Origin of the sequence: Kluyvera genomosp. 3, from assembly GCF_011765685.1 — a bacterium.
Classification (GTDB): domain Bacteria; phylum Pseudomonadota; class Gammaproteobacteria; order Enterobacterales; family Enterobacteriaceae; genus Kluyvera; species Kluyvera georgiana_A.
In genome coordinates this window covers 3,653,087-3,675,589 of the sequence record NZ_CP050321.1, presented here as the reverse complement: position 1 = coordinate 3,675,589, position 22,503 = coordinate 3,653,087, and the positions used below count along the sequence as shown (strand labels likewise).

Below are 22,503 nucleotides of genomic sequence, written 5' to 3'. Positions count from 1 at the left end.
TATGCAAGTCAGTAACCCCTTCGATGTGGCGCAAGGGCTGTTTTACCTTCTGCAAAACCCGCAGCGACAGTTTAGCCTTTGGCCTCAGCAGTGCACGCTACCCGCGGGCTGGACGGTGGTCTGCCAACCGCAGCCGCTTGAGGCGTGCAACGCCTGGTTAAGCGCGCACTGGACCACGCTAACCCCCGACCATTTTGCCACCACCGGAGGCCGCCCATGAGCCCGCGTTTACCGCTGATTGCCGCCCAGCCGGGTATCTGGATGGCGGAGGCGCTCTCGACGCTGCCAAACGCCTGGAGCGTGGCGCATTACGTTGAATTACAAGGTGAAATAGACGGTGAGCTGTTGGCGCGGGCGATTGCTGCTGGCATGATGCAGGCCGATACGCTGCGTTTGCGCTTTGGCGAAGATAACGGTGAAGTGTGGCAGTGGGTTGACGACAGCCTGGTTATCGCCGAACCGTCGATCGACGATTTACGTACGTTTGACGACCCGCCGCAGGAAGCGCTGGCGCGGATGCAGGCCGACCTGGCGCAAAACAGCCGCGTCGACAGCGGCAATCCGCTGTTTTGCCACCGCCTTTACCGGGTGGGCGACAAGCGCTGGTTCTGGTATCAGCGTTATCACCACCTGCTGGTCGACGGTTTCAGCTTCCCGGCCATTACCCGCCAGATAAGCCTCATTTACCAGGCCTGGCAGCGCGGTGACGCGATGCCCGAACCGGCGTTCACGCCGTTTGCGGAAGTGGTGGAGGAATATCAGCGCTATCGCGATAGCGACGCGTACTTGCGCGATAAAACCTTCTGGGCCGAGCAGCGAAAAGCGCTGCCGTCTCCCGCTTCATTCTCACCCGCGCCGCTGCCGGGGCGGGCGCAAAGCAGCGCCATCTGGCGATTAAAGCTGACCGCCGATCGTCGGGCGTTTAGCCGCCTGAGCGCGGCTGCGCCGAACTGCCAGCCAGCCGATCTGGCGCTGGCGCTAACGGCGCTGTGGCTGGGACGTCTGTGCGGGCGCAGTGAATACGCCGCAGGATTTATTTTTATGCGCCGCCTGGGTTCCGCGGCGTTAACTGCCACCGGCCCGGTGCTGAACGTGCTGCCGCTGGCGGTCACCCTCAATGGGCAGGAGACGCTGGCCGAGCTGGCGATACGTCTCTCAGCACAGCTGAAAAAAATGCGTCGCCATCAGCGCTATGACGCCGAGCAGATTGTCCGTGATGCGGGTAAAGCCGCCGGTGATGAAGCGCTGTTCGGCCCGGTATTTAACGTCAAAATGTTCGATTATCGTCTGGCTTTCGACGACGTGACGGCCATCACCCATACGCTGGCGACCGGACCGGTGAACGATCTGGAGCTGGCGTTGTTCCCGGATGAAGAGGGCGGCCTGACGCTGGAAGTGCTGGCGAATCAACAACGTTATGATAAAGCGACGTTGCAGCAACATATCGCGCGTTTAACCGCATTATTGCAGCAGTTTGCTGATAATCCAGCCTTAAGCTGTGCCGACGCCGAGCTGCTTTCCGGTGATGAATATCATCGTCTGGCGCAGATTAACGCTACGGGCAAAACGCTGCCGCGTGAAACGCTGAGTTCGCTGGTTGCCGCTCAGGCGGCAAAAACGCCGGATGCCGTGGCGCTGGTTGACGCCCATTACCGCTTTACCTACCGCGAAATGCGCCAGCAGGTAGTGGCGCTGGCAAACGTGTTGCGTCAGCGCGGCGTGAAGCCCGGCGACAGTGTGGCCGTGGCGTTACCGCGTTCCGTCTTCCTGACGCTGGCGCTGCATGCCATCGTTGAGGCCGGAGCCGCCTGGCTGCCGCTGGACACCGGTTACCCCGACGACCGCCTGCAGATGATGCTGGAAGACGCTCGGCCATCGCTGCTGATCACCGCCGACGATCAGCTGCACCGTTTCCCGAATATCTCCAGCCTGTGCCTGAACGCGCCGCTGGCGACGAGCGATGACCAGCCGTTAGCGCTGGCGATGCCGGAACAGACTGCTTATATCATCTTTACCTCTGGCTCGACCGGCCGCCCGAAAGGGGTCATGGTGGGTCATGAGGCGATTGTTAACCGCCTGCTGTGGATGCAGAACCACTATCCGCTGACCGCCGCCGACGTGGTGGCGCAGAAAACGCCGTGCAGTTTTGATGTCTCGGTGTGGGAGTTCTGGTGGCCGTTTATCGCTGGGGCGAGCCTGGTGATGGCCGAGCCGGAGGCGCACCGTGACCCGCTGGCGATGCAGCGCTTCTTTGCGCAATATGGCGTCACCACGACCCACTTCGTGCCGTCGATGCTGGCGGCGTTTGTCGCCTCACTGACGCCGGAAACGGCGGCCAGCTGCTGTTCGCTGCAACGAGTCTTTTGCAGCGGAGAAGCGCTGCCGACCGCGCTGTGCCGGGAATGGGAAGTGCTCACTCACGTGCCGCTGCACAACCTTTATGGGCCGACGGAAGCCGCCGTTGATGTGAGCTGGTACCCGGCCTATGGCGAAGCGCTGGCGGCGGTAACGGGCAACAGCGTGCCGATTGGTTTCCCGGTATGGAATACCGGGCTGCGGATCCTTGATGCGATGATGCGCCCGGTGCCGTTTGGCGTCGCAGGCGATCTCTATCTCACCGGCATTCAACTGGCGCAGGGCTATCTGGGGCGTCCGGACCTGACCGCCAGCCGCTTTATCGCCGACCCGTTTGCTCCCGGCGAGCGTATGTATCGCACCGGCGATGTGGCGCGTTGGCTGGATAGCGGTGCGGTGGAGTATTTAGGCCGCAGCGACGATCAGCTGAAAATTCGCGGCCAGCGCATTGAGCTGGGTGAAATCGATCGGGTGATGCAGACGCTGGAAGACGTGGAGCAAGCGGTCACTCACGCCTGCGTTATTAACCAGGCCGCTGCCACCGGCGGCGATGCGCGTCAACTGGTGGGCTATGTGGTCTCGACTTCGGGTCTGCCGCTGGATACCGATGCGCTGCTGGCGCAATTGCGCGATCGACTGCCGCCGCATATGGTGCCGGTGGTGTTGCTGCAGCTTAGCGCGCTGCCGCTCAGCGCCAACGGTAAGTTGGATCGCAAGGCGCTGCCGTTGCCGTCGCTGACGCAGAAAACCGCCGGGCGTGCGCCGCAGTCGGCGACAGAGACGCAGGTGGCCGAGGCGTTCAGCCAGCTGTTAGGCTGTGAGATCCAGGATATCGACGCCGACTTCTTCGCCCTCGGCGGACACTCGCTGCTGGCGATGCGTCTGGCGGCAATACTCAGCCAGCGTAGCGGGCGTCAGGTGACGCCGGGGCAGGTGATGGTCTCCTCGACGGTGGCTAAACTGAGTGCGTTGCTGGAGAGCGACGATGAGGAGCAGGTAATGCGTCTGGGCTATGAGCCGCTGCTGCCGCTGCGCACTGGCGACGGTCCGACGTTGTACTGCTTCCATCCGGCATCGGGCTTCGCCTGGCAGTTCAGCGTGCTGTCGCGCTATCTGTCGCCGCGCTGGTCAATCACCGGCATTCAGTCGCCACGCCCGGAAGGGCCAATGCAAACGGCGCAGACGCTGGACGAAGTCTGCGAGCAGCATCTGGCGACGCTTTTGGCACAGCAGCCACACGGGCCGTACTATCTGCTGGGCTATTCCCTCGGTGGGACGCTGGCGCAGGGCATCGCCGCCCGGTTACGCCAGCGCGGTGAAACGGTGGCGTTCCTCGGCCTGCTGGATACCTGGCCGCCGGAGACACAAAACTGGGCGGAAAAAGAGGCTAACGGCCTCGACCCGGCAGTGTTAGCGGAGATAAACCGCGAACGCGAAGCATTTATCGCCGCGCAGCAGGGGCAAGGGTCCAGCGCGCTGTTCAGCGCGATTGAAGGCAACTATGCCGATGCGGTACGGCTGCTGACCACCGCGCACAGCGCCACGTTTGACGGGAAAGCGACGCTGTTTGTGGCGGAGAAAACCCGGCAGGCGGACCCGCAGACGGCATGGGGGCCATGGGTGGGGGAACTGGAGGTTTACAGCCAGGACTGCGCGCACGTGGATATCATCACGCCCGCGGCGTTTGAGACGATAGGGCCGGTGATTCGGGAGATATTGGGGTAGGGATTCGGTTTTTCTCTGTCCGGAAAGCGCGTTCGGTTTGATCCCCTCGCCCCTTTGGGGAGAGGGTTAGGGTGAGGGGAAATGTGCGCGATGTACCCTCACCCCGGCCCTCTCCCTGGAAGGGAGAGGGAGTAAGCGCTACCGCCGACCCAGCGGCACCACCAGCGGCGTATGGGCCACCGGATCGTCAATGATCATGCAGCGTAGCCCGTACACCGCTTCAATCAATTCCGCTGTCACAATTTCTTGCGGCGCGCCCTCGGCGACAATTTTCCCCTCGCGCAGCGCAATCAGATGCGTGGCGTAGCGGCATGCCTGGTTTAAATCATGCAGCACGGCAGCGAGCGTAAAACCGCGTTCGCGGTTCAGTTCGCTTAACAATTCCAGCAAATCAATTTGATGGCTGATATCCAACCAGGTCGTCGGCTCGTCGAGCAGCATGATGGCGGTATCCTGCGCCAGCACCATCGCAATCCATGCACGCTGACGCTGGCCGCCGGAGAGGGTGTCCACGCTCTGATTCGCCAGTTCAACGATCCCGGTCGCCTGCATCGCGCGCTGGACGGCATCCTCATCTTCCTGACGCCAGCGGGTAAATAGCGGCTGGTGCGGATAGCGCCCTCGCGCTACCAGTTCCTGTACTGAAATATCGCTGGGCGTGGTGGCGTTTTGCGCCAGCAGACCGATACGTCGCGCCACCTCTTTACTGGCATAGCGCTGAATCTCTTCGCCGTCGAGATAGACGTGACCGTGAGTCGGCGTCATCAGGCGGCTGAGCGTGCGCAGCAGCGTCGATTTACCGCAGCCGTTAGGGCCGATAATGGCGGTGAAATGACCGTCCGGAATGGTGACATTCAGCGACTCGGCGATGGTTTTTTTACCGTAGGCGAGGGTTAACGCCTCGCCGCGCAGACGGGCGACGGTGTCGGTCATTTTTTACGAGACTCCTGAATAAGCAGCACGATGAGATAGATACCGCCAAGACTGACGGTCACCACGCCCACCTGAAGCTGGTAAGGCAAGAACAGTTGTTGTGCGCAGAAATCGGCGGCGGTGAGCAGCAGCGCCCCACAGAGCGCGGCTTGGGTCAATCCCCAGCGCACGGTGCCGCTCAGGCGGCGGGCGATATGCGGAGCGACCAGCGCAATAAAGGAAATCGGCCCGGCCAGCGCGGTGGCGGCGGCGGTGAGCACCACGGCGACCAGCATCAGCAGCAGGCGAGAATATTCGACACGCACCCCCAACGCGCAGGCGCTGTCATCGCCCATCTCCAGCAGACGCAGGCGGCGCACCAGCAGTGCCGCACAGGCCAGCGCGACAATCATCAGCGGTGCGGCGGGCCAGATTTTGGCCCAGGTCAGGCCGTTGAGTGACCCGGCAAACCACAGCCCCGCAGAGACGGCGGTTTCCAGCGAGGCGCGCAGCAGCAGCCAGGTGTTGAAGGCCATCAGCATCGCGCGGATACCGATGCCGATAATAATCAGGCGGAAGGTTTCGATGCCATTGCGCCACGCCAGCGCCCACACCAGCAGTGAGGTGGCAATGCCGCCCGCCATCGCGGCGAGGGTAATGGTGGTCAGGTTCTGGCCGAAGAAGACCAGCGCCACCAGCACGCCGCTCCATGCCCCGGTGTTAAAGCCCATTACGTCCGGGCTACCCAGCGGGTTGCGCATCAACGACTGAAAAATCGCGCCGCTGACGCCCAGCGCGGCGCCGATCAACAGCGCCATCAGCACCCGCGGCAGACGCCATTCGGTCACCACCATGGTGACGGCGCGCGGCGCATCGCCGAATAACGCGCTGAAGACCTGGGAAAATTCCAGCGTCACTGCGCCGCTGCGTAGACTCAGGAGCGTTAGCAGTAAACAGCCAATGACCAGCAGCAGGCAGCTGGCGAGCAGACGACGGGAAGGGGCGTTCATCGGCCACCTCCGGAAGATTTACGGCGGACGAGGAAAATCAGCACCGGCGCGCCGATAAAAGCGCTGACCACCGACACGCGCAGTTCGCCGGGAACCAGCAGGCGGCCCGCAATATCGGCGAACAGCAGCAGCGACGGGGTCGCCAGTAGGGTGACCGGCAGCGACCAGCGGTGATCCGAGCCCACCAACCAGCGGGCGATGTGCGGCATCATCAGACCGATAAAGGCGATAGGGCCGACCACCGAGGTCGCGCTGGCGCAGAGGATGGTAATCACCAGCAGCCCCAGAATTTGCGTGCGCGCCACTTTACTGCCGAGCGCGGTGGCGGTATCGGTGCCCAGGCTCAAACTGTTCAGCGAGCGGCTCATCATCAGCGCCACCGCGCCGGCAACCAGCACCGGAATCAGCACCGTTTTGAGCGTTTGCAGCGTACGGATATCCAGTGAACCGGCCTGCCAGAAGCGAAGCTGATCGTAGACGTCCTGGTTGAGCAGGGCGATACCGCTGGAGAACCCTTCCAGCACCGCAGCCAGCGCAACGCCCGCCAGCGTTAAGCGTACCGGGCTGAGCTGGCCGCCGCCCTGGCTACCGGTGAACGCCACGATCAGTGACGCCACCAGCGCGCCGCAAAAGGCCATCGCCAGCTGTTCCTGTGGTGAGGTAATACCCAACAGCGCCGCGCCCAGCACGATGGCAAAGCTGGCGCCGGCGTTAACGCCAAGAATGCCGGGGTCGGCCAGCGGGTTGCGGGTGAGGGTTTGCATGAGCGCACCGGCAAGGCCCAGCGCGCCACCGGCCAGCAGGCCGGCGAGAGTGCGCGGCAGACGGGCATCGAGAACGATAGTGCAATCGGCGCTGTGGCAGGTGCCGCTCAGCGCATCGACGACAACGGAAACCGGCAGTGGCGTTGCGCCGATCAACAAGCTTAGCGTCGCGGCGAGAACCAGCAGCAATAGCAGACCGGGCAGCGCAACGGCGCGCAACGCGGTGGTGGAAAACGACATAGCAACATCCCTGATTTGATAATGATAGTGATTATCGTTATCTATCTTATTCGTTTATGTTAGCATGAGCGACCTCGAAAAGGGTACGAAAAAAAAGCTCAAGGTCTTGTAATGAACCGACAATCCTGGCTGCTGAATCTGAGCCTGCTAAAAACACATCCGGCCTTCCGCGCCGTCTTTATTGCCCGCTTTATCTCCATTTTGTCGCTTGGCCTGCTTGGGGTCGCCGTTCCGGTGCAAATCCAGATGATGACCCACTCCACCTGGCAGGTGGGGCTGTCGGTGACGCTCACCGGCGGGGCGATGTTCGTTGGGCTGATGGTGGGGGGCGTGCTGGCTGACCGCTATGAGCGCCGCAAACTGATTTTGCTGGCGCGCGGCACCTGCGGCGTCGGTTTTATCGGCCTGTGGCTAAACGCGCTGCTGCCGGAGCCGTCGCTATTGGCTATCTACCTGCTGGGGCTGTGGGATGGTTTCTTTGCCTCGCTTGGCGTTACGGCGCTGCTGGCGGCGACGCCGGCGCTGGTGGGGCGCGAAAACCTGATGCAGGCCGGGGCGATTACCATGCTGACGGTGCGCTTGGGCTCGGTGATTTCACCGATGGTCGGCGGCCTGCTGCTGGCTTCCGGCGGCGTGTCGTGGAACTACCTGCTGGCGGCGCTCGGCACCTTTATCACCACGCTGACGCTGCTGCGTTTACCGCAGTTGCCACCGCCACCGCAACCGCGCGAACATCCATTGTCGTCTCTGGCGGCCGGGTTCCGCTTCTTGCTCGGTAGCCCGCTGATTGGCGGCATCGCGCTGCTGGGCGGGTTGCTCACCATGGCGAGCGCGGTACGCGTGCTTTATCCGGCGCTGGCGCTGGGCTGGCAGATGTCGGCAGCGCAGATTGGCTTGTTGTACGCGGCGATCCCGCTGGGGGCGGCCTGCGGCGCATTAACCAGCGGCAGGCTGGCGCAGAACGAGCGACCCGGCTGGATCATGCTGTTGGCCACCGTCGGCGCATTTGTCGCCATTGGCCTGTTCGCCATGATGCCGCACTGGACGCTGGGCTTCGTGTGCCTGGCGTTGTTCGGCTGGCTGAGCGCGATCAGCTCGCTGCTGCAATATACCTTGATTCAGACCCAGACGCCGGAGGCGATGCTGGGGCGGATTAACGGGCTGTGGACTGCGCAGAACGTCACTGGCGACGCGATTGGCGCGGCGCTGCTCGGTGGATTGGGGGCGGTGTTGACGCCGGTGGCGTCGGCAAGCGTAAGCGGCTGGGGGCTGGCGATTGTCGGGGTGATGCTACTGGGATTGTTGAGGGAACTGCGTTGTTTCCAGCGACCACTCCCGGCAGAAAAAACATAAGCGTAAAGGCTCCGGATTGCTCCGGAGCCCGCTATCATGCTGGTTAGCGTTAATAAGCGCCAAGGTCGATCCAGACGTCGCCCTGCGAACAGTTAAGATCCGGCTGCTGACCGCAGCACCACCACTTGACCTGATAGTTATGTCCTTTCCAGCTCACGGTTTCGAAAGCGCCCCAGGTTGCGCCATAAATGGTACTGGCGTCCCACCACGGGTACGGCGCATTTTCATCGGCATCGATCTTCTCTTCCGGCGTCTCGTCCGTCTCCGCGTTATCATCGTCAGAATCGTACCCGGCATCGTCCTCTTCTTCTTCGTCAGGCTGCGCTTTTGACGGCGCGGGAACGACTGAGAGGACAAAGCGCTGCTGGCTGGATGGTTCGCCCCAGATATCACGCACAAACAGCGTGAAGGTGTATGTTGTCTCCGTTTCCACTTTGGGGACATCAAACTCAATGTCAGCCGTAGTTTTATCATCGACAACAATATCCGACGGCACACCCCAGCTGTAGCTCAGCATGTCGCTATCTTCATCAGAAGATTTTGCGCCGGAAAGACGAATGCGCGAGCCGCCGACGATCATCAGTTCAATCAGCGCGTTTGGCGCATGGTTGATTTCCGGTTTTACCGGTGTGTCCTGCGCTTCTTCATCCGCTTGAGTGATGTTGATGCCTTCGAAATAGAACGGTTCCATGTCGATGACTTGCTTGCTGATTTCATAACCCAGACCTTCGCGTACAGCGTTAACCAGCACGCCGTTATCATGGTCCACCGTCCAGGTAAAGACGCCGCCTAGTCCCAATTTTGCCGCATATTCGCCCTTGGCTTTAATGGTGCGCGGGGTATCCAGAGACATAAACAGTTTGGACTGCGGGTTATACAGATAATCCGCGTTGGAAACCTGGTCGGTATAGACGTTGAAGCCGTTGCGACCTTTCTGGTTTTCCAGATCCAGGTAGTTGTACATCACGTCGTACCATTCGCTGGTGCCGGACTCAAAGGTGCCGGTCGTGGTGCCGCCGCCAGGCATGTAGGAGCCTTCCAGCGGTGAGAAACTGGTGATTTCGGTATTCCGGCTGTTTCGGGTGTAGCCCGCGTAGCCGATGTTGATACGTTCAGCCGGGAAGCCTTGCTCCAGCAGATAGTCAACGATGGTTTCCACTGACCAGCCGCCCGGCGTGGTGGCCTTCAGGTTAGTGTGGTGCGCCAGCGTTTCCGCCCACGGGGTGCCGAAGAAGTCGTAGCTCATGACGTTAATGTAATCCATACCGGCATTCATCATCGTGTTGAGGTCGATAAACTGCAGTTTTTCAACGACGGCGGAAGCCGCAATCGAAATTTTGACGTCTTTGCGGTTAGCGGCATCCAGCTGCTTGCGAACTTCGGCAATCAGCAGCGCAAAGTTCGCGCCGTCTTCTTCGCCGTACGGGTTGCCAGCCGCTTCAACGTTCGGGTATTCCCAGTCGAGATCGACGCCGCTGAACATCGGGAACTGCTTGAACAGCTTCACCAGACCTTTGGCGAAGATTTTACGCGAGGCATCGCTGGCGGCGGTTTCATGGAAGCCGTTGCTCATGGTCCAGCCGCCGATGCTCATGGAGAGCTCAAGGTTATGGCCCAGAGCTTTTGCTTTGGCCTGCAGATCGCGCAGCGCGCCGAGGAAGCCTTTGGTATTAGCCTGGGTCACGGTTTTCGGGTCAACGTCCCAACCGCTCACATCATAGCCCACGTTGATGTAGCTCTGGAAATCGCCCCATGGGTCGAGGAAGGTCGGTTCGTATTTCACTTTGCCGCACAGTTCCGCGGCTTCGGCCACGACATCACGCTCCTGACCGTCCATTTTATGAAAACCGACGATACCGACAAAACCCGCGATGATTTTGTCATAGGCCAGCGGGGAGACGTTGGTGACATCATAGCCACGGCCACGCTCCAGGGGCGTATCAATTGACTGCAGACGAGAATCATACTGAGACCAGTCGGTGAAGTAGCCGAAGACTTTCGGTTTGGCCGCGTTGGCACTGTATTCGTTATAGACCGGTTTTGCCACACGCGCGGAGGTGTAGCTCAGCATGCTGTCTTCGGTTGCGGGGTAAAAACCATCGGCCGCATTACTGGTTTCGGTCAGTGTATCGTTTTGGATCAATTTACTCTTCGCCATGTTCATCTCCTCTCGGTGTAAAGGCGTCGCCGTAAGTGGCGTGAGCAAATAATCCGGTAGCGTAATGACAATGGCTAATCACAACACAACATCAGGAGCGATGAGGTTTGGCGTGATGTTGATGAGGTAAAATCCGGCATCGGATGATGATGCCGGAGTGGCGTTTAGCCAAACAGCGCCGACAGGCGCGCTAATACCCGCGTCGCGCTGTAGTAATCAAGGCGGAACGTCTCGCTGCCCAGCGCATAAACGTGTTTATTTTTGACGGCCGGAAGATGCGCCAGCAGCGGGTTGGCGTAAATCGCGTCGGCGTCTTTCTCGTCGCCGGCAAACAGGAACAGGCTTTCGCCGTTCAGGCCGGAAGCCAGGCTCTCACCGCCAAGCTGGATGATGTCGTGGCGTTTACCTTGACTCTGGCTGGCATGCAAGCCAGACGGCAACGTCGCGAGGGCAAAGCCGAGCTGTTGCAGGAACTGCCCCTGCGCGGATTCGCTGGTCCACAGGTTAGCGCTATGGGCTGCTGCGGTGTACACCAGCGCGCTGACCGGCTGCGGCGGCAGTTTGATTTGCTGCTTCACCGTCGCCAGCTGTTTATCAAACTCGGCAATACGCGCCGCCGCTTGCTGCTCGTTGCCGGTAATCCCGCCCAGTTGGGTCAGCAGCGCCTGCCAGCTTTTATCGTCGTAGTTGATGATAAGCGTGGGGGCGATGGTGGATAGCTGATCGTACAGCGCCAGCGCCGAGTCGCCGCCGGTGGCGCTAATCAGAATCAGATCAGGCATCTGCGCAGCCACCGCTTCAGCGCTGGGTTCACCGATATACAGACGGGTCACTTTACGGGCTTTGGCGACGTCGCCCCATTGGCGCAGGAAACCCTGAGCATCGGCTACCCGGTTATTGGGGGTGGTGGCGCCGCTGGCGATCACCGGCGCGTCAATGGCCAGCAGCGAGCCGGTGAGGGTGACGCTGGTGGATACAATACGCGTGGGCTTTTGTTCCAGCGTGTGTACGCCATGGCTGTCGGTAATCTGGCGCGGCCAGTCGGCGGCCTGCGCTGAGGAGAGTCCTAAAACGCTGAAGCCAGCGATCAGCGCGGCTGTGCGCCATAAAGCGGAGAGTTTCACAGAAATGCATCCCGGTTGCAGTTGGTTAATGCTTCTCATTTTCAACTATTGTCCACCCCGGATGCAAGCACGGCGCTGAACTGTTGCAAGCGCCATATCGGGGCGGCGACATCGCGATTAAGCACAAGATGCTGCGTTGCGCTGTTGACATATGAAGCGTTTACTTTTAGGTTACCAAACCAAAATATAAATGATAATTATTCGTAATATCTTTATCGTTTTTGGAGGATGATATGGAAACGTCACTGGCTGCGGATGAACAAGAACAGCAGCATCGGGCCACGCTTTCGGCCGACCGCTTTTTCTTTATGTCGCCGTTCCGCAGTTTTACGACCTCGGGTTGCTTCCAGCGCTTTACCTGCCCCGCAGAAGGGGGCGATGCGCCCGATAGCGCCTTTCAGCAAGGTTTAGCCTCGGCGTTCGCTGCAGCCAAAGCCGCCGGGATCGCCAATCCGGTGATGGTGGGGGCGATTCCGTTTGATACCCGCCAGCCGTCTGCGTTGTTCATTCCTGAGCGCTGTGAGTCCTTCTCACGCACTGCAAAACAGCACTCCTCGCGCTACCACGCGTCTCGCGAACCGATGCGAGTGACCGCGCGTCAGGAAATTCCGCAACACCCCGTTTTCCTCGATATGGTTGCCCGCGCGGCGGCGCTGACGGCGACCCCGCAGGTCGATAAGGTGGTGCTCTCCCGCCTGATTGATATTACCGCCGGGCAGCCGTTGGACAGCGGTGTGCTGCTGGAACGACTGGTCGCGCAAAACCCGGCAAGCTTTAACTTCCATGTCCCGCTGCCGGACGGCGGGGTGCTGCTGGGGGCGAGCCCGGAACTGCTGCTGCGTAAAGAGGGCGATCGTTTCAGTTCGCTGCCGCTGGCGGGATCGGCGCGTCGTCAGCCGGATGACCTGCTGGATCGTGAAGCGGGTAACCGTCTGCTGGCATCGGAAAAAGACCGTCATGAACACGAGCTGGTGACCCAGTCGATGCAACGTACGCTGGCGCCGCGCAGCCTGCAACTGACGTTGCCGCAGACGCCGCAGCTGATTACCACGCCGACGCTGTGGCATCTGGCGACGCCGATTGAAGGGCAGGCGAAAGCGGCGGAAAACGCCCTGACGCTGGCTTGCCTGCTGCACCCGACGCCCGCGTTGAGCGGTTTCCCGCATCAGGCGGCGAAACAGGTGATTGCCGAACTGGAACCGTTTGACCGCGAGCTGTTTGGCGGCATTGTGGGCTGGTGTGATGCCGAAGGGAACGGCGAGTGGGTGGTGACGATTCGCTGCGCGCGCGTGAAGGCCAACCGCGTGCGCCTGTTCGCCGGCGCGGGCATCGTGCCCGCCTCATCGCCGGAGTCCGAATGGCGCGAAACCGGCGTCAAACTCTCGACCATGCTGAACGTGTTCGGCCTGCATTAAGGAATCAGAATGACCGTAGAATTTACCCGCTGGCCGGATGCGCTTGCGGCGCGCTATCGTGAAAAAGGCTACTGGCAGGATCTGCTGCTCACCGACATGGTGACGCGTCATGCCGAAAGTGATGCGATTGCGGTTATCGACGGCGAACGTCAGATAAGCTATCGCGCGCTGAATCAGGCCATCGACAATCTGGCCGCGACGCTGCAAAGCCAGGGACTGAAACGTGGTGAAACGGCGCTGGTGCAGCTGGGCAATATCGTCGAGTTTTATATCACCTTTTTCGCATTGCTGAAGATTGGCGTTGCGCCAGTCAACGCGCTGTTCAGCCATCAGCGTAGTGAGCTGAATGCCTACGCCGAGCAGATATCCCCCGCAGCCCTGATTGCCGATCGCGGTCACGCGCTGTTTGCTGATGAGACCTTCCTCAATCATTTCTGCGCTCAGCACCGTGCTTTACGCGTCGTACTGCTACGCAATGGTGAAGGTGAACATGCGCTGGAAGCGGCGATGGCTCGCCCGGCGATGGGCTTCACGCCGACGCCAACCGCCGCGGATGAGGTGGCCTTTTTTCAGCTTTCCGGCGGCAGTACCGGCACGCCGAAGCTTATCCCCCGCACGCATAACGACTATTACTACAGTATTCGCCGCAGTAATGAAGTGTGTCGCTTCGATGCCACGACGCGCTATCTGTGCGCCATTCCGTCGGCGCACAACTACGCCATGAGTTCACCAGGCGCGCTGGGCGTGTTCCTGGCGGGAGGAACGGTGGTGCTGGCGGCGGACCCGAGCGCGACGCTGTGCTTCCCGCTGATTGAAAAACACCAGGTGAACGTCGCGGCGCTGGTACCCCCGGCGGTCAGCCTGTGGCTACAGGCGATTGCCGAGGGGGCCGGTAACGCTCAGCTACGTTCGCTGACGTTGCTGCAGGTGGGCGGTGCGCGCCTGTCCGCCACGCTGGCGGCGCGGATTCCGGCAGAGATTGGCTGCCAGCTCCAGCAGGTGTTCGGCATGGCGGAAGGGCTGGTGAACTACACCCGTCTTGATGATACGCCAGAAAAAATCCTCAACACCCAGGGGTACCCGATGTGCCCTGACGATGAAGTGTGGGTGGCGGACGAAGAGGGTAACCCGCTGCCGCGCGGTGAAGTGGGGCGCCTGATGACGCGCGGCCCTTACACCTTCCGCGGCTACTACAAAAGTCCTCAGCATAACGCCAGCGCGTTTGATGCCGACGGTTTCTACTGTTCCGGCGACCTGATTTCGATTGATGAGGATGGCTACATCACCGTGCAGGGGCGTGAAAAAGATCAGATTAACCGCGGCGGCGAGAAGATTGCCGCGGAAGAGATTGAAAACCTGCTGCTGCGTCATGAGGCGGTGGTCCATGCGGCGCTGGTCAGCATGGAAGACACCCTGCTGGGCGAGAAAAGCTGCGCGTATCTGGTGGTGAAAGAACCGCTGCGCGCGGTGCAGGTCCGTCGCTTCCTGCGCGAACAGGGCGTGGCTGAATTTAAGCTGCCGGATCGCGTGGAGTGTGTGGATGAACTGCCGCTGACCCACGTCGGCAAAGTGGATAAAAAACAATTGCGTCAGTGGCTGGCTAGCCGCTCGCAGGCCTGAAGGAGAGAACAACATGGCAATTCCAAAACTGCAGGGCTACGCGCTGCCAACCGCGATGGACATCCCTGAAAACAAGGTGAGCTGGGCGTTTGAACCCGCGCGTGCGGCGCTGCTGATTCACGATATGCAGGAGTATTTCCTCAACTTCTGGGGTGAAGACAGCGAAATGATGGACACGGTGGTGGCGAACATCGCCGCGCTACGCGACTTCTGCAAGAAAAACGGGATTCCGGTCTATTACACTGCGCAGCCAAAAGAGCAGAGCGACGAGGACCGCGCGCTGCTTAACGACATGTGGGGGCCGGGCCTGACCCGCTCACCGGAACAGCAGCGAGTGATTGCCGCGCTGGCGCCGGACGACCAGGACACCGTGCTGGTGAAGTGGCGCTACAGCGCTTTCCATCGCTCGCCGCTGGAGCAGATGCTCAAAGAGACTGGCCGTAACCAGTTGATCATCACCGGCGTGTACGCGCACATCGGCTGTATGACCACCGCCACCGACGCCTTTATGCGCGATATTAAGCCTTTCTTCGTCGCCGACGCGCTGGCGGACTTCAGCCGCGATGAGCATCTGATGTCGCTGAAATATGTCGCCGGGCGCAGCGGTCGCGTGGTGATGACCGACGAATTGCTGCCCTCGGTTCCCGTCAGCAAAGAGGCGCTACGCGCGTTGGTGCTGCCGCTGCTGGATGAGTCTGACGAGCCGTTCGACGACGATAACCTGATTGATTACGGGCTCGACTCCGTACGCATGATGGCGCTGGCGGCACGCTGGCGTAAAGTACACGGCGACATCGACTTCGTGATGCTGGCGAAAAATCCGAGCATTGACGCCTGGTGGGCGCTGCTTTCCCGTGAGGTGAAATAATGGTTGGCTTCGATTTTCGCGGCCAGACCGTGTGGGTGACCGGGGCAGGGAAAGGCATTGGCTATAGCACCGCGCTGGCCTTCGTGGAAGCCGGCGCGCAGGTGACGGGCTTCGATTTAGCCTTCGACGGCGCAGATTACCCGTTTGCGACCGAGGTGCTGGATGTGGCCGATGCGCAGCAGGTGGAGCAGGTGTGTGAACGCCTGTTGGCTGGCACTGAGCGTCTGGATGTGCTGGTGAACGCGGCGGGGATTTTGCGCATGGGGGCGACGGATGCGCTTAGTCTGGCTGACTGGCAGCAGACCTTTGCGGTCAACGTCGGCGGTGCGTTTAATTTATTCCAGAATACGATGGCGCAGTTTCGCCGTCAGCAGGGCGGGGCGATTGTCACCGTGGCGTCGGACGCCGCACACACGCCGCGCATCGGCATGAGCGCCTACGGTGCCTCCAAGGCGGCGCTGAAAAGCCTGGCGCTGACCGTGGGGTTAGAGCTGGCGAGCGCGGGGGTGCGCTGTAATATCGTCTCACCGGGTTCGACTGATACCGACATGCAGCGTACGCTGTGGGTCAGTGACGATGCGGAGCAGCAACGTATCCGCGGGTTTGCCGAGCAGTTTAAGCTGGGCATTCCGCTGGGCAAAATTGCCCGCCCGCAGGAAATTGCCAGTACCATTCTGTTCCTCGCCTCCCGCAGCGCCAGCCATATTACGTTGCAGGATATCGTGGTGGACGGCGGTTCGACGCTGGGGGCATAGGATGATCTGGAAACGTCATTTAACGCTTGATGAGCTGAACGCGACCAGTGATAACACCCTGGTGGCGCATTTAGGGATTATTTATACCCATATCGGCGACGATAGCCTGGAAGCGGTGATGCCGGTGGATAGCCGTACCCATCAGCCTTTTGGACTGCTGCACGGCGGCGCGTCGGCGGCACTGGCGGAGACGCTAGGCTCGATGGCCGGTTTTCTGATGACTCGCGAGGGTCAGTGCGTGGTGGGCACCGAGCTGAATGCTTCCCACCATCGCCCGGTATCGCAAGGGCAGGTGCGCGCAGTGTGTCAGCCGTTGCACCTGGGGCGGCAGAGCCAGAGCTGGGAAATTGTCGTTTTTGACGAGCAGGGGCGGCGTTGCTGTACCTGCCGGCTGGGGACGGCGGTGCTGGGGTAGCGTCATATTTTGCGGATAATGGGCCGGATAAGCGAAGCGCCATCCGGCACGATGCCGTACATTGCCGGATGGCGGTTCGCCTATCCGGCCTACATTCCGTCTTGTCGTAGCCGTATTCATCTCAATTTCCCCCTCTAGCACTCATCCGTTTTTCTGACTTAAGTGATCCCGTTAACAATGTGATGTAAATGTCGGGTTCTGTTCCTGTTCAGATTGGTTTCAAGGTTGTTAAATCATACGTGTTGCTACGGACACAAAATGTAACATCCTCTGCTACTGATACGGACAATAACTATGAACAATTCAGGGAAATACCTTATATGGGCATTGCTCTCCATTGTCGGAGCCTTTGCCCTTGGCTATATCGCCCTCAATAGGGGGGAACAGATAAACGCGCTGTGGATCGTCGTCGCGGCGGTCTGTGTTTATCTTATCGCCTACCGTTTCTACGGCCTGTATATCGCCAAAAATGTGCTGCAGGTTGACCCAACCCGTATGACGCCATCGGTGCGGCATAACGACGGTCTTGACTATGTGCCAACGGATAAGAAAGTGCTGTTTGGTCACCACTTTGCGGCGATTGCCGGGGCCGGTCCGTTGGTCGGCCCGGTACTGGCGGCGCAGATGGGCTATCTGCCGGGCATGATCTGGCTGCTGGCCGGGGTCGTGTTGGCCGGTGCGGTTCAGGACTTTATGGTGCTGTTCGTCTCCACCCGTCGCGACGGACGTTCGCTGGGGGAACTGGTAAAAGAGGAGATGGGGCCGACGGCAGGGGTCATTGCGCTGATTGCCACCTTTATGATCATGGTGATCATTCTGGCGGTGCTGGCGATGATCGTGGTGAAAGCGCTGACCCACAGCCCGTGGGGGACTTACACCGTGGCCTTTACCATTCCACTGGCGCTGTTTATGGGGATTTACATTCGCTATCTGCGCCCGGGGCGCATTGGCGAGGTGTCGGTGATTGGCCTGGTGCTGCTGGTCTTTGCCATTATTTCCGGCGGCTGGGTGGCCGAGAGCGAAACCTGGGCTCCGTGGTTTGACTATACCGGCGTGCAGTTAACCTGGATGCTGGTGGGTTACGGTTTTGTGGCCTCGGTGCTGCCGGTATGGCTGCTGCTGGCGCCGCGTGACTACCTCTCGACCTTCCTGAAAATCGGTACCATTGTTGGGCTGGCGATCGGCATTCTGATTATGCGTCCTACCTTGACCATGCCTGCCCTGACCAAGTTTGTCGACGGCACCGGCCCGGTCTGGACCGGCGATTTGTTCCCGTTCCTGTTTATCACCATCGCCTGTGGCGCGGTGTCTGGCTTCCACGCGCTGATCGCTTCCGGCACCACGCCGAAGATGCTGGCCAACGAAAACCAGGCCTGCTTTATTGGCTACGGCGGGATGTTGATGGAATCCTTCGTGGCGATTATGGCGCTGGTTTCCGCCTGTATTATCGACCCGGGCGTCTATTTTGCGATGAACAGCCCGATGGCGATGCTGGCACCGGCAGGAACCGCAGACGTGGTGGCTTCGGCAGCGCAGGTCGTGAGCTCGTGGGGCTTCGCGGTAACGCCTGATCTGCTACATCAGATTGCCAACGAAGTTGGGGAACAATCCATTATCTCCCGCGCGGGCGGCGCGCCGACTCTGGCGGTGGGGATGGCCTATATTCTCCACGGTGCGCTGGGCGGGCTGATGGACGTGTCGTTCTGGTATCACTTTGCGATTCTGTTTGAAGCGCTGTTTATCCTGACGGCGGTGGATGCCGGTACCCGTGCGGCGCGCTTTATGCTGCAAGACCTGTTGGGGGTGATCAATCCGGGGCTGAAACGCACCGATTCGCTGCCGGCTAACCTGCTGGCGACGGCGCTGTGCGTGCTGGCCTGGGGTTACTTCCTTCATCAGGGCGTGGTGGATCCGCTGGGCGGTATCAACACTCTGTGGCCGCTGTTTGGTATCGCCAACCAGATGCTGGCGGGTATGGCGCTGATGCTGTGCGCGGTGGTACTGTTCAAGATGAAACGCCAACGCTACGCGTGGGTTGCGCTGGTGCCGACGTCGTGGCTGCTGGTGTGTACGCTGGTGGCGGGCTGGCAGAAATCGTTCAGCGAGGATACGCGCGTGGGCTTCCTGGCAATTGCCAATAAGTTCCAGGCGATGATCGACAGCGGTAACATTCCGCCGCAGTACACCGAGTCGCAGTTGGCGCAGTTGGTGTTTAACAACCGTCTTGATGCCGGTCTGACTATCTTCTTTATGGTGGTGGTGGTCGTGTTGGCGCTGTTCTCGCTGAAAACCGCGCTGGCGGCGCTGAAAGAGGACAAACCGACGGCAAAAGAAACGCCGTATGAGCCGATGCCTGCGGATGCGGAAAACCTGGTTGCTCAGGCGAAACGCGCGCATTAATGTCATCTGTAACCCGGCCGAGCATGGCGACGCCGGGTTAACCTGATAAGGACAAAAACGATGTTTGATACGCTCTCAAAAGCCGGAAAATACCTCGGTCAGGCGGCTAAAATGATGATTGGCGTGCCGGATTACGACAACTACGTTGAGCATATGCGCGTTAACCACCCGGACCAGACGCCGATGACCTACGAAGCGTTTTTCCGCGACCGCCAGGATGCGCGCTACGGCGGGAAGGGCGGAGCAAAGTGCTGTTAAAAAGTTTTAGACATCTAAACGTCTTGATTGCCAAGCTCGTTGGCCGTGTTATAGTCATTTGACATCGGTTTACGAGCGGCAGACGACGAATGACAACAACGCAACTCATCCCCCAGAGCAAACTCCCCAACCTCGGCACCACTATTTTCACCCAGATGAGCGCCCTGGCGCAGCAGCATCAGGCTATCAACTTGTCTCAGGGTTTTCCCGATTTTGACGGCCCAGCGTATCTGCAACAGCGGCTCGCGCATCACGTGGCGAGCGGCGCGAATCAGTACGCACCTATGACCGGCGCGCTGGCGTTGCGAGAAGCGATCGCCGAGAAAACCACCGCGCTGTATGGTTACACGCCGGATGTTAACAGCGACATTACGGTGACAGCAGGGGCCACGGAAGCGCTGTATGCCGCCATTACCGCGCTGGTGCGCGACGGTGACGAGGTGATTTGTTTTGACCCGAGCTACGATAGCTATGCGCCGGCGGTGGAACTGTCCGGCGGCGTGGTGAAACGTATCGCACTACAGCCGCCGTATTTTCGCGTGAACTGGCAGGATTTTGCCGCGCAACTGAGCGAGAAGACGCGTCTGGTGATCCTCAATACGCCGCATAATCCGTCAGCCACCGTCTGGCAGGCGGCGGATTTTGAGGCTCTGTGGCAGGCTATCGCCGAACGTGAAATTTATGTGCTCAGCGATGAAGTGTATGAGCATATCTGCTTTGCAAAAGATGGACACGCCAGCGTGCTGGCGCATCCGGCGCTTCGCGAACGGGCGGTCGCGGTGTCGTCGTTTGGTAAAACCTATCATATGACCGGTTGGAAGGTGGGTTACTGCGTAGCGCCAGCGCCCGTCAGTGCGGAACTGCGGAAAGTGCATCAATATCTGACCTTCGCGGTGAACACGCCAGCACAGCTGGCGCTGGCGGATATGCTACGCGCGCAGCCGGAGCACTACCGCCAACTGCCGGAATTTTATCAGGCGCGACGTGACCTGTTTATTGATGCTCTCAGCCAGAGCCGCCTGAAGCTGCTGCCGTGTGAAGGCACCTACTTCCTGCTGGCGGACTACAGCGCGATCTCCGATCTGGATGATGTGAGCTTCTGCCGGTGGTTAACCACCGAGGTGGGCGTGGCGGCGATTCCGCTGTCGGTCTTTTGCGCCGCGCCGTTCCCGCATAAGCTGATACGTCTGTGCTTTGCCAAGCAGGAGACGACGCTGCTGGCCGCCGCCGAGCGTCTTTGCCGATTGTAGCTATTTCACCGTCCAGGCCTGTGAGAACTGGCGATTGCCAAACATTTCGCACAGGCCGTTAATCTGCTTCAGGCGCAGAATTTCGTCGGCATCCATGCCCAGTTCCTGGCCCATCTTTTCATCGCTCCAGCCAAGCTGGCTCAGTTCACGCACGATATCGGACATGGCGCTAATCTGGTGTCGCCCGCGTGCGCGGTTATGGCGCACGGTGGCGGCCATGCGTGAGGGGAGCGAATCGTCGCACTTTTCCAGCTGGGTGATGGGCAGGTAGCCGTGAAAACGCTTTTTCAGCGTGGCTTTGGACTGTGACAGCTGGTGGCGATGGAAGCCGTCGACGATTTCGTAATGACGATCTTTTTTCTCAACGACTACGATAGGTTGGGTGAAACCGTCGGCCTCCAGTGATTTGGTCAGCAGACGTTTTTCCTGCGGCGCCATATTATTCGGGTTGTAGTCGTTTGGGGTAATTTGCTCTTCTTTCACCCACAGCACGCAGTCGATAGGCTGATCTTTAAACGGGCTTTCAGCGTGTAAGGCCTGACGGAACTGGTTAATGGCATCGATTTTGTCATCCGGTGCGAGGCTTTGCAGGTAGTCATGCAGCTGATTAATTAGTGTTTGTCGCATAAGATTCCCCATTGCTGACGCTTTTGTTCCATACGCGCGCGATAGCGCTGGTAGTGATTCGCTTTGGTGGGGCTGAAGGAGAGCATCCGGCACCAATAGTCATTGTTTAACAGTACTTTGCATATTCTTCGCCATGATGGGATGTCCTTCGAGCCCAGATCTTTTTCCTGTTCGTCAGGAATGTCTTCCCAACCCTGCTTTTGATACCAGTGAAGGTAGACGGCAATTTTGTTGCGATAATGGTCGGCGGTGGTTTCCGGCATGCTGTAAAGCAGAAAATGCGCGTAGCTGCGCCAGCTGTGGTTGGCTGGCTTCTCGAGCTTGCGGTGGCCGTAAAACTGGTTGTCCTGCCCGGCATACACGCCACCACTGTGTACGCCGCTGACCCGCTGACACATATCGGCCCAACGATCCGGTTCCAGTACGTGATAGAGCCAGAGCCCCTGGCGCTGCTCTGGGCCAAAGGGTTCACAGATACGCATGTAGCGCAATGGGACTCCGGCCTGATACATCAGATTGTAGAGGGGGTTATACGGCTGCTGGGTTTTGGCGAACCACGTCCAGATATCGGCGGTTTTCCAGTCGTAGATAGGGTAGACGTACCAGGCATGGTTACCCGGCGCGACGGTTGTCCAGGGTTTATCATCGGCAAAGCGACGTTTCCGCTGGGAGGCAATCGTCAAAAAGCGGTTATAAGATTCGTCGGCACGGATACCGACCATCACCGCCGCCGGACGCTGCTGGGAGAACCATTCGGCAAATTTTTGCACAAACAGTTCAAACGTCATGCCTGGTTCATAAAAGGCGAAAAAAGCAGGATCGGTAATCGCGTCGGCTGGCGGTTGTCTGACCCATTTAGCGCCCGGCTCCCAGCACTGCCATTCCGGATTAAATTGGGTCAGTGAGTTTTGCGTGGTCAGCGGTAGCGCGACCCAATAAAAGCTCTCAATCACATCCCGGTATTGTTCGCGCAATTTCTCACAATGGTTAATGGTATAAGAAAATTGTGCTTCCCAATCAATAAACAGGACGCTAATTTTGAGCCCTCGCTCGCGGGCAAGCTGCGCGGTTAAATGCAACATTACCGTGGAGTCTTTACCGCCGGAAAACGAAACGCAAACGCGAGAAAAGTTATCTAATGTCCAGAGAATACGATCCCGGGTTGCTTCCAGAACCGATTGTGGCAGCGGGAGTTTGACCATGGGCATACATCGCCATCCTTGATAACGTGTTCTACTAAGCGAATTTCACATC

18 protein-coding genes are annotated in these 22,503 nt (G+C 59.6%); 11 read left to right on the top strand and 7 right to left on the bottom strand.

Features of this window, described 5'->3' with window-relative positions; all coding sequences use genetic code 11:
* Position 1: 1 nt before the first annotated feature.
* Together GY169_RS17250 and entF are read left to right on the top strand one after the other, a co-directional pair.
* A complete protein-coding gene (locus tag GY169_RS17250; protein WP_163447694.1) occupies positions 2–220 on the top strand; it encodes an MbtH family protein in 219 nt (72 codons plus the stop codon).
* Positions 217–4,080, top strand: a complete 3,864-nt coding sequence (gene entF / locus GY169_RS17245; protein ID WP_167576425.1) for an enterobactin non-ribosomal peptide synthetase EntF — start codon at positions 217–219, stop codon at positions 4,078–4,080. Before GY169_RS17250 ends, entF begins: the two co-directional genes overlap by 4 nt.
* Positions 4,081–4,218: 138 nt before the next feature.
* On the opposite strand, the gene fepC is transcribed toward entF, so the two are convergent.
* The 3 genes from fepC to fepD are packed head-to-tail and all read right to left on the bottom strand — an operon-like array spanning position 4,219 to position 7,006.
* Positions 4,219–5,013, bottom strand: a complete 795-nt coding sequence (fepC, locus tag GY169_RS17240) for an iron-enterobactin ABC transporter ATP-binding protein (protein WP_065355488.1) — start codon at positions 5,011–5,013, stop codon at positions 4,219–4,221.
* Positions 5,010–6,002 (bottom strand): iron-enterobactin ABC transporter permease, encoded by a 993-nt coding sequence (gene fepG / locus GY169_RS17235; RefSeq protein ID WP_167576424.1) that lies wholly within the window; start codon positions 6,000–6,002, stop codon positions 5,010–5,012. The genes fepC and fepG overlap by 4 nt, the downstream gene beginning before the upstream one ends.
* Positions 5,999–7,006, bottom strand: a complete 1,008-nt coding sequence (fepD, locus tag GY169_RS17230; RefSeq protein WP_167576423.1) for a Fe(3+)-siderophore ABC transporter permease — start codon at positions 7,004–7,006, stop codon at positions 5,999–6,001. Before fepD ends, fepG begins: the two co-directional genes overlap by 4 nt.
* A gap of 111 nt (positions 7,007–7,117) precedes the next feature.
* On the opposite strand from fepD, the gene entS reads away from it, so the two are divergent.
* The gene (gene entS / locus GY169_RS17225) at positions 7,118–8,359 is read left to right on the top strand and encodes an enterobactin transporter EntS (RefSeq protein WP_167576422.1); all 1,242 of its coding nucleotides are present in this window, start codon (positions 7,118–7,120) and stop codon (positions 8,357–8,359) included.
* A gap of 49 nt (positions 8,360–8,408) precedes the next feature.
* Here entS and GY169_RS17220 read toward each other — a convergent pair whose 3' ends face one another.
* Both GY169_RS17220 and fepB read right to left on the bottom strand, forming a co-directional pair.
* Positions 8,409–10,517: a glycosyl hydrolase family 18 protein gene (locus GY169_RS17220; protein WP_167576421.1), complete on the bottom strand. Its 2,109-nt coding sequence runs from the start codon at positions 10,515–10,517 to the stop codon at positions 8,409–8,411.
* A gap of 164 nt (positions 10,518–10,681) precedes the next feature.
* Positions 10,682–11,641, bottom strand: coding sequence for a Fe2+-enterobactin ABC transporter substrate-binding protein (gene fepB / locus GY169_RS17215; protein WP_167576420.1), 960 nt, complete (start codon positions 11,639–11,641; stop codon positions 10,682–10,684).
* A 233-nt stretch (positions 11,642–11,874) separates the two neighbouring features.
* Here fepB and entC point away from each other — a divergent pair, with 233 nt between their 5' ends.
* The 8 genes from entC (at position 11,875) to GY169_RS17175 (ending at position 20,622) form a co-directional block, all read left to right on the top strand.
* Positions 11,875–13,056 carry an isochorismate synthase EntC gene (gene entC / locus GY169_RS17210; RefSeq protein WP_167576419.1) on the top strand — a complete coding sequence of 394 codons (1,182 nt, stop codon included), beginning with the start codon at positions 11,875–11,877 and terminating at the stop codon, positions 13,054–13,056.
* Between the two features lie 9 nt (positions 13,057–13,065).
* Positions 13,066–14,676 carry a (2,3-dihydroxybenzoyl)adenylate synthase EntE gene (entE, locus tag GY169_RS17205; protein ID WP_167576418.1) on the top strand — a complete coding sequence of 537 codons (1,611 nt, stop codon included), beginning with the start codon at positions 13,066–13,068 and terminating at the stop codon, positions 14,674–14,676.
* A 13-nt stretch (positions 14,677–14,689) separates the two neighbouring features.
* A complete protein-coding gene (locus GY169_RS17200) occupies positions 14,690–15,544 on the top strand; it encodes an isochorismatase (RefSeq protein ID WP_167576417.1) in 855 nt (284 codons plus the stop codon).
* The gene (gene entA, locus GY169_RS17195) at positions 15,544–16,299 is read left to right on the top strand and encodes a 2,3-dihydro-2,3-dihydroxybenzoate dehydrogenase EntA (RefSeq protein WP_167576416.1); all 756 of its coding nucleotides are present in this window, start codon (positions 15,544–15,546) and stop codon (positions 16,297–16,299) included. The genes GY169_RS17200 and entA overlap by 1 nt, the downstream gene beginning before the upstream one ends.
* A 1-nt stretch (position 16,300) precedes the next feature.
* Complete coding sequence (gene entH / locus GY169_RS17190; RefSeq protein WP_064548199.1) at positions 16,301–16,714, top strand: proofreading thioesterase EntH; 414 nt, start codon at positions 16,301–16,303, stop codon at positions 16,712–16,714.
* Positions 16,715–17,008: 294 nt separating this feature from the next.
* Positions 17,009–19,114, top strand: a complete 2,106-nt coding sequence (gene cstA, locus GY169_RS17185; RefSeq protein WP_163447680.1) for a pyruvate/proton symporter CstA — start codon at positions 17,009–17,011, stop codon at positions 19,112–19,114.
* 60 nt (positions 19,115–19,174) lie between these two features.
* Entirely contained in the window at positions 19,175–19,372 is a 198-nt protein-coding gene (locus tag GY169_RS17180; protein ID WP_014169079.1) for a YbdD/YjiX family protein, read from the top strand.
* A gap of 89 nt (positions 19,373–19,461) precedes the next feature.
* Positions 19,462–20,622 (top strand): pyridoxal phosphate-dependent aminotransferase, encoded by a 1,161-nt coding sequence (locus tag GY169_RS17175; protein ID WP_167576415.1) that lies wholly within the window; start codon positions 19,462–19,464, stop codon positions 20,620–20,622.
* Here GY169_RS17175 and GY169_RS17170 read toward each other — a convergent pair whose 3' ends face one another.
* The gene (locus GY169_RS17170) at positions 20,623–21,249 is read right to left on the bottom strand and encodes an IbrB-like domain-containing protein (RefSeq protein WP_167576414.1); all 627 of its coding nucleotides are present in this window, start codon (positions 21,247–21,249) and stop codon (positions 20,623–20,625) included. It lies immediately after the preceding gene.
* A complete protein-coding gene (locus GY169_RS17165) occupies positions 21,234–22,457 on the bottom strand; it encodes a phosphoadenosine phosphosulfate reductase (RefSeq protein WP_163447677.1) in 1,224 nt (407 codons plus the stop codon). Before GY169_RS17165 ends, GY169_RS17170 begins: the two co-directional genes overlap by 16 nt.
* Positions 22,458–22,503 lie beyond the last annotated feature (46 nt).

Coding starts and splice junctions, on each gene's coding strand:
- GY169_RS17250 (WP_163447694.1), top strand. CDS start 2: ATGCAAGTCAGTAACCCCTTCGATGTGGCGCAAGGGCTGTTTTACCTT.
- entF (WP_167576425.1), top strand. CDS start 217: ATGAGCCCGCGTTTACCGCTGATTGCCGCCCAGCCGGGTATCTGGATG.
- fepC (WP_065355488.1), bottom strand. CDS start 5,013: ATGACCGACACCGTCGCCCGTCTGCGCGGCGAGGCGTTAACCCTCGCC.
- fepG (WP_167576424.1), bottom strand. CDS start 6,002: ATGAACGCCCCTTCCCGTCGTCTGCTCGCCAGCTGCCTGCTGCTGGTC.
- fepD (WP_167576423.1), bottom strand. CDS start 7,006: ATGTCGTTTTCCACCACCGCGTTGCGCGCCGTTGCGCTGCCCGGTCTG.
- entS (WP_167576422.1), top strand. CDS start 7,118: ATGAACCGACAATCCTGGCTGCTGAATCTGAGCCTGCTAAAAACACAT.
- GY169_RS17220 (WP_167576421.1), bottom strand. CDS start 10,517: ATGGCGAAGAGTAAATTGATCCAAAACGATACACTGACCGAAACCAGT.
- entC (WP_167576419.1), top strand. CDS start 11,875: ATGGAAACGTCACTGGCTGCGGATGAACAAGAACAGCAGCATCGGGCC.
- entE (WP_167576418.1), top strand. CDS start 13,066: ATGACCGTAGAATTTACCCGCTGGCCGGATGCGCTTGCGGCGCGCTAT.
- GY169_RS17200 (WP_167576417.1), top strand. CDS start 14,690: ATGGCAATTCCAAAACTGCAGGGCTACGCGCTGCCAACCGCGATGGAC.
- entA (WP_167576416.1), top strand. CDS start 15,544: ATGGTTGGCTTCGATTTTCGCGGCCAGACCGTGTGGGTGACCGGGGCA.
- entH (WP_064548199.1), top strand. CDS start 16,301: ATGATCTGGAAACGTCATTTAACGCTTGATGAGCTGAACGCGACCAGT.
- cstA (WP_163447680.1), top strand. CDS start 17,009: ATGAACAATTCAGGGAAATACCTTATATGGGCATTGCTCTCCATTGTC.
- GY169_RS17180 (WP_014169079.1), top strand. CDS start 19,175: ATGTTTGATACGCTCTCAAAAGCCGGAAAATACCTCGGTCAGGCGGCT.
- GY169_RS17175 (WP_167576415.1), top strand. CDS start 19,462: ATGACAACAACGCAACTCATCCCCCAGAGCAAACTCCCCAACCTCGGC.
- GY169_RS17170 (WP_167576414.1), bottom strand. CDS start 21,249: ATGCGACAAACACTAATTAATCAGCTGCATGACTACCTGCAAAGCCTC.
- GY169_RS17165 (WP_163447677.1), bottom strand. CDS start 22,457: ATGCCCATGGTCAAACTCCCGCTGCCACAATCGGTTCTGGAAGCAACC.